This window comes from Paraburkholderia sp., from assembly GCF_049581445.1.
Taxonomy (GTDB): Bacteria; Pseudomonadota; Gammaproteobacteria; order Burkholderiales; family Burkholderiaceae; genus Paraburkholderia.
Genome location: NZ_JBAURZ010000154.1, coordinates 1 through 4,974, shown reverse-complemented (window position 1 = coordinate 4,974; position 4,974 = coordinate 1). Strand labels below are relative to the sequence as shown.

Annotated in this window: 7 protein-coding genes; all 7 read left to right on the top strand. The window is 63.9% G+C overall.

The genetic code is table 11. From position 1 onward, the window contains the following. On the top strand, positions 1 to 603 hold a 603-nt coding region (locus WCA85_RS14515), incomplete at its 5' end, for a flagellar biosynthesis protein (protein ID WP_424064960.1). Further along, positions 600 to 1,583, top strand: coding sequence for a FliM/FliN family flagellar motor switch protein (locus tag WCA85_RS14510; RefSeq protein WP_424064958.1), 984 nt, complete (start codon positions 600 to 602; stop codon positions 1,581 to 1,583). The genes WCA85_RS14515 and WCA85_RS14510, both read left to right, overlap by 4 nt. Next, a complete protein-coding gene (locus WCA85_RS14505) occupies positions 1,580 to 2,230 on the top strand; it encodes an EscR/YscR/HrcR family type III secretion system export apparatus protein (protein WP_424064956.1) in 651 nt (216 codons plus the stop codon). Before WCA85_RS14510 ends, WCA85_RS14505 begins: the two co-directional genes overlap by 4 nt. Continuing rightward, positions 2,227 to 2,508, top strand: coding sequence for a type III secretion system export apparatus subunit SctS (gene sctS / locus WCA85_RS14500; protein ID WP_424064954.1), 282 nt, complete (start codon positions 2,227 to 2,229; stop codon positions 2,506 to 2,508). The genes WCA85_RS14505 and sctS overlap by 4 nt, the downstream gene beginning before the upstream one ends. Continuing rightward, a complete protein-coding gene (locus tag WCA85_RS14495; RefSeq protein WP_424064952.1) occupies positions 2,505 to 3,230 on the top strand; it encodes an EscT/YscT/HrcT family type III secretion system export apparatus protein in 726 nt (241 codons plus the stop codon). Before sctS ends, WCA85_RS14495 begins: the two co-directional genes overlap by 4 nt. Positions 3,231 to 3,236: 6 nt before the next feature. After that, the gene (locus tag WCA85_RS14490) at positions 3,237 to 3,977 is read left to right on the top strand and encodes an EscU/YscU/HrcU family type III secretion system export apparatus switch protein (protein ID WP_424064950.1); all 741 of its coding nucleotides are present in this window, start codon (positions 3,237 to 3,239) and stop codon (positions 3,975 to 3,977) included. 1 nt (position 3,978) lies between these two features. After that, a partial coding sequence (locus WCA85_RS14485; RefSeq protein ID WP_424064948.1) for an FHIPEP family type III secretion protein occupies positions 3,979 to 4,974 on the top strand: 996 nt, incomplete at its 3' end.

Here is a 4,974-nt window from a genome sequence, read left to right as displayed (position 1 = left end):
GGCGAAGCCCGGCGGCTTGCCGAGCGCGCCCGTCGAACCAAACGCCGCGCGCTCATACGCGGCTACAACGCCGGACGCGCAGCCGCGCTACATGGACTTGTCATGCCGGCAGCCGCATCCGCCTTTGCGGTGCGCGGCCTCAACGAACGCCTGGTCCAGATTGTCATGAAGGCCGTGATTGAAATTGTCGGCGAACTGCCGCCTGCAACCCTGCTTCCCAACCAGTTACGACTTAGCCTGCGGGCCGCACCCGGGCACCACCTGCTCTCCGTGCGCGTCGCGGCAAGCGATCTCGACGAAGCGAAACGCGCGATCGTCTCGATCGAGCAGGAGTTGGGTCTCTCCCTCGTTACCGTTCTCGCTGACGCGGACCTTCCGCCGCGCTCGTGCGTGGTCGAAACCGATGGTGGCGTGATCGACGGCGGACTGCGGCAACAGCTCGCAGCCCTGGAGCGAGGCATGCGCGACGCGATCAGCGCTCTGCTCGACGAATACACGCGGCTGGACGAGCGGTTCGTTCGCCAACTCGACATCGTAGAGCAGGGGCTGCGCGATGCGCTCGATGTGTTGTCGAGGGACGCCGGGGGAGGGCCCACGGCATGAGTCCATTTATCGGTCTCCCTCGGCTCACTCGTGAACACGCCGAACGGCAAAACATCGCGGCGCTGCAGTTCGGCACGCCATGGCCGGTGAGCGTGGGACATCGCCGCTATAGCTTGATGTTTGGACCCTGCCGCGCGCGGTATCCGATGCGCCTGCACGGTTGCGCATCGGGGAAGCAGCTAGAGCTCGACCTCGACGCCGAGGCACTGATTCCCGAGCTCGCGACCCGTAGCCTTGCCCAGACGGGGCCGCTTGCGCACCAACTGATCGTTGATGCCTGCGGGGACTGGCTATGCGCACTCGAAGGCGCGTTCGGCTTTGCACTCGACATCAGCGCCGTCTCATATGGCGCCGCGCCCATCCCGGGCGCGTATGGTCTTGTCCTCACGCACGAGCAGAGCGGCCGGATGGCAAGCCTCGCGTTCCGCTGCGAAGCAGTCGACCTATGGCTGCGCAATCGCGTAGTTCCGCCGCGTGAGCTCGGCGCGCTCGCGCGCCAGATCGTCGTGGCGATTCCCGCGTGCATCGCAGGGCCGACGCTCTCATTCTCGCGCGTGCGCCGCATACGGCCTGGCGATGCGCTAGCGCTCGACCGCCGCACCCACTTTCTGCGTGTGCCGCTGCGCGACGGCGCCCAACGCATCCTGTTGAAATATTCTGGAGATCAAGCTATGGTTGACCGCCCTCTAATTGATGACGAAAGCAAGGTACCCGAACTAACCAGCGAGTTCATCCCGATCGATGCGCTCACGTTCACATTCGACGCGATGATCGGCTCGCTGCGTCTGTCGCTCCACGAACTCAGCCGTCTGCGCAACGGCTCGCTCGTTTCTCTGCAACTCTCGGTACGGGAGCGTACGGTCACGCTACTGTGCCAGGGCGTTCCGTTCGGGCGCGGCGAACTGGTCGACATCGACGACGTGCTGGCCGTGCGCATCACGAGCATCACGCAGCCTGCGCCCATGGACGCCTCGTCATGATCGGCGCGCAGGCAGGGCAACTGCAGCTGATCGGCCTCTTCTTCCTGCTGGGACTCGCACCGCTTGTCGTTGTGATGACCACCTCGTTCACCAAGTTCAGCATTGTGCTCACGCTGTTGCGCTCCGCGCTCGGCGTGCAGCAGGCGCCCAGCAACATGGCGATCTCAGGGCTGGCGCTCGCTGGCACCCTCGTTGTGATGGCGCCCACGATCCATCAGGTCGGCACGGCGCTCTCACTCGACGAACGGATCGAAAGCGGGCAACTGCCGCCGCTCGCGCAGATGGTCGACGCGGTGCGTGGGCCGCTCGGCGAGTTCATGCTCGCGCACTCCCGGCCTGCGGAACGTGCATATCTCGTCAATGCCGCAAAGCGCATCGACCCCGAGCGCGACGCCCAGGAAACCGACTTCTCGCTGCTTGCGCCCGCGTTCCTGATCGGCGAGATCTCAAGCGGTTTCGAAGCGGGCTTCCTGCTCTATATCGCGTTTCTTGTGATCGATCTGGTGGTCGCCAACGTGCTGACGGCGATGGGCATGATGATGCTCTCGCCCAGTACCGTCTCTATCCCGCTCAAGCTGTTCGTGCTCGTGGCGGCCTCCGGTATTCCCAAGCTCATGCATGCGCTCATTCTCAGCTACGCCAAGTGAATACCCTTCCTTCCCTCGCTACCGTTGCCGCGGACGCGCTGCTGCTCGTGTTCTGGCTCTCCCTGCCGATGCTCGCCGTGGCCACCGCGATTGGCCTGCTCCTCGGCCTCGTGCAGTCGGTCACGCAGATTCAGGACCAGAGCTTGCCTTATGGCGCGAAGATTATCTGCGTCGGGGTCGTGCTAATCGTCGTCGCGCCTTGGGCCAACCGCGAAGTCGCACGCCTGCTCGGCCATGTATTCACGTTGATCGCGGCGGGCCGCGCACCTTCACCATGAACTTCTTCGATCAACTCGCAGGCTTCGCGTTCTGCATGATCCGTCCGGGCGTGGCGCTCAGCCTCATTCCGCTTGGCAACGACGGGGCGCTCGGTCTCACGCTGCGCGTCCCGCTCGTCCTGATGTTTGCCGCGATGCCCCGCATGACGGGCTGGCCCGCCGATATGCTTCAGGCGGGCGGCGTAGAAGTGCTGATCGGACTGCTGCTGGGACTGCTGCTTGGTGTCGCATTCCATGCCGCGTCGGCCGCCGGCGCCCTGCTCGACCAGCAGGGCGGCTATACCATCGGCGCAGTTTACGACCCCAACTTTCAGCAGGAGTCGTCTTTGTTTGAGACTTTGTTCATGCAGTTCGCGATCCTTACCTTCTTCACCGGACATGGGATCGTCGGCGTTTCTGGATTCTTCGTTGATGCTTGGTCGGTCTGGCCGCCCGGCGATACGCCGCAGGACGGTCTTGCGCGTCTCGCCGTGACGATCGCCGAAACGCGCCTGCCGTGGGCATTCACGCAAAGCTTGCAACTCGCGGGGCCGCTGCTCGGCGTCATGCTGATCGCCGACCTGTCGCTGGGGCTCGCCTCGCGCCATGCGAAGCGGCTCAATCCATTTTCGACCGCACGCATGTTCAAGGCGATGATCCTTTCGTTTGCGGCGATGATGTGCGCGCCAGCGATGCTTGAGCGGCTCGGGCGTATCGTCGCCGCCGCACTGAATCTCAGCTAGCCCATCATGAGCGACAAGACCGAAAAGCCCACGCCACGCCGGCTGGAACGGGCGCGCCGGGATGGCGACATTACAAAAAGTGTGCATGTCAGCGCTGCCGTGAGCGGCGTGCTGTGGTGGCTGCTGCTCGTGTTCGAGGCGCCCAGGTTTTTCGCTGCGCTCGTCCACATGACGGAATCGGTGCTGTCCGTCGACGGGCAACGTCCGTTCGCGTGGCAACTGCAGGCCGTGCTGGGCGCGATGCTCGAACCGTGCCAGACGGCGCTTGTGATGCTCGGCTTGGGCCTGATGGCCGCGGTCGTGCCGGAGCTTGCACAAACACGCGGTCTGGTGTCCCTCAAACGGATAGCGCCCGACTTCAAGCGCATCAATCCAATCCACGGTCTAAAGAACCTGTTCGGCCTCAAGATGCTGTTCGATACCGCGATGATGATGGTGCAGTTCGTCATCCTTATTGATATTGGATTTCGGGAAGCGATGGCGTGGATCAGCGTCATGAAGCCATCGTACGCGCTCACACCGTCGTTGCAGCTCGCTCTCATCGCCCACGCACACACCCATCTGCTCGCGCTGGTGGCGCTCTCGCAACTGGCGCCGGCGGCGGCCGACTACGCCTTGCAGCATGTGTTGTACAAACGGCGCCTGCGCATGGACAAGGAAGAACTCAAACGCGAATACCGCGACGAACAAGGCGATCCGCACGTGAAGGGACGCCGCCGTGCACTCCATCAACAACTGAACCAGTAACATGACCCAACGCGCCTTTTCCTCCCTGACGGATATGCCAGCGCTGCTGCTGCGCCACGCCGACCTCGCGGTGGGCTTCGGCTTCATCAGCGTGCTCGCGCTCCTGATTCTGCCCATTCCGCCGTTCCTGCTCGACTTCTTCATCTGCGTGAGCTTCTGTGGAAGCTTCGTGATGCTATGCACGACCACTTACGTCTCGCGGGCCGCCGATCTACCGGGCTTTCCGTCGCTGCTGCTCATGACCACGCTGCTGCGCCTCGCGCTCGCCATCGCCTCGACCAGGATGATCCTCATACACGCCCACGCGGGGCGCATCATCGACGCGTTCGGTGAGCTGGTGGCCGGCGGCAATGTCGCGGTGGGCGTGGTCGTCTTTCTCGTGCTCTGTGCGATTCAGTTCATTGTGGTCGCGAAAGGAGCCGACCGCATTGCCGAAGTGGCCGCACGTTTCACGCTGGACGGTATTCCAGGGCGCCAGATGAGCATTGACGCCGATCTGCGCAGCGGACTGATCGGCGCGGAGCGCGCGGCGCAGCTACGCGCCGGGCTTGAGCGCGAGACCTACTTCTACGGCTCGCTCGACGGCGCCATGAAGTTCGTCAAGGGCGATACCATCGCAAGCTTCGTGGTGGCGATCGTCAACATTGTGGGCGGTCTCGCAATCGGGATTCTGCAGCACGGAATGACGTTCGCCGATGCTTTGCATATCTACACGATTCTCACGATTGGCGATGGGCTCGTCTCGCAGATCCCGTCGCTCGTGGTCTCGATCGCGGCCGGCCTGCTCGTCACCCGTGTTTCGCCCGCGAGCGGTGCGACCAGCCTCGGCGCGGACCTCTACGCACAGCTCTCGCTCCAGCCCAAGGCATTGCTCATGGCGGCTGCGTGCTGTGCGGGGCTCGGGCTCGTTCCCGGCTTTCCGCATCTGCAGTTTGCCGTGCTCGCCGCCGCACTCGCGGGCGTCGCGCTGATGCTGATGCGATCCGCGCAACGCTCG

What these genes read in the sequence shown, in the direction of transcription:
- WCA85_RS14510 (WP_424064958.1), top strand. Translation starts at nt 600, where the DNA reads ATGAGTCCATTTATCGGTCTCCCTCGGCTCACTCGTGAACACGCCGAA.
- WCA85_RS14505 (WP_424064956.1), top strand. Translation starts at nt 1,580, where the DNA reads ATGATCGGCGCGCAGGCAGGGCAACTGCAGCTGATCGGCCTCTTCTTC.
- WCA85_RS14495 (WP_424064952.1), top strand. Translation starts at nt 2,505, where the DNA reads ATGAACTTCTTCGATCAACTCGCAGGCTTCGCGTTCTGCATGATCCGT.
- WCA85_RS14490 (WP_424064950.1), top strand. Translation starts at nt 3,237, where the DNA reads ATGAGCGACAAGACCGAAAAGCCCACGCCACGCCGGCTGGAACGGGCG.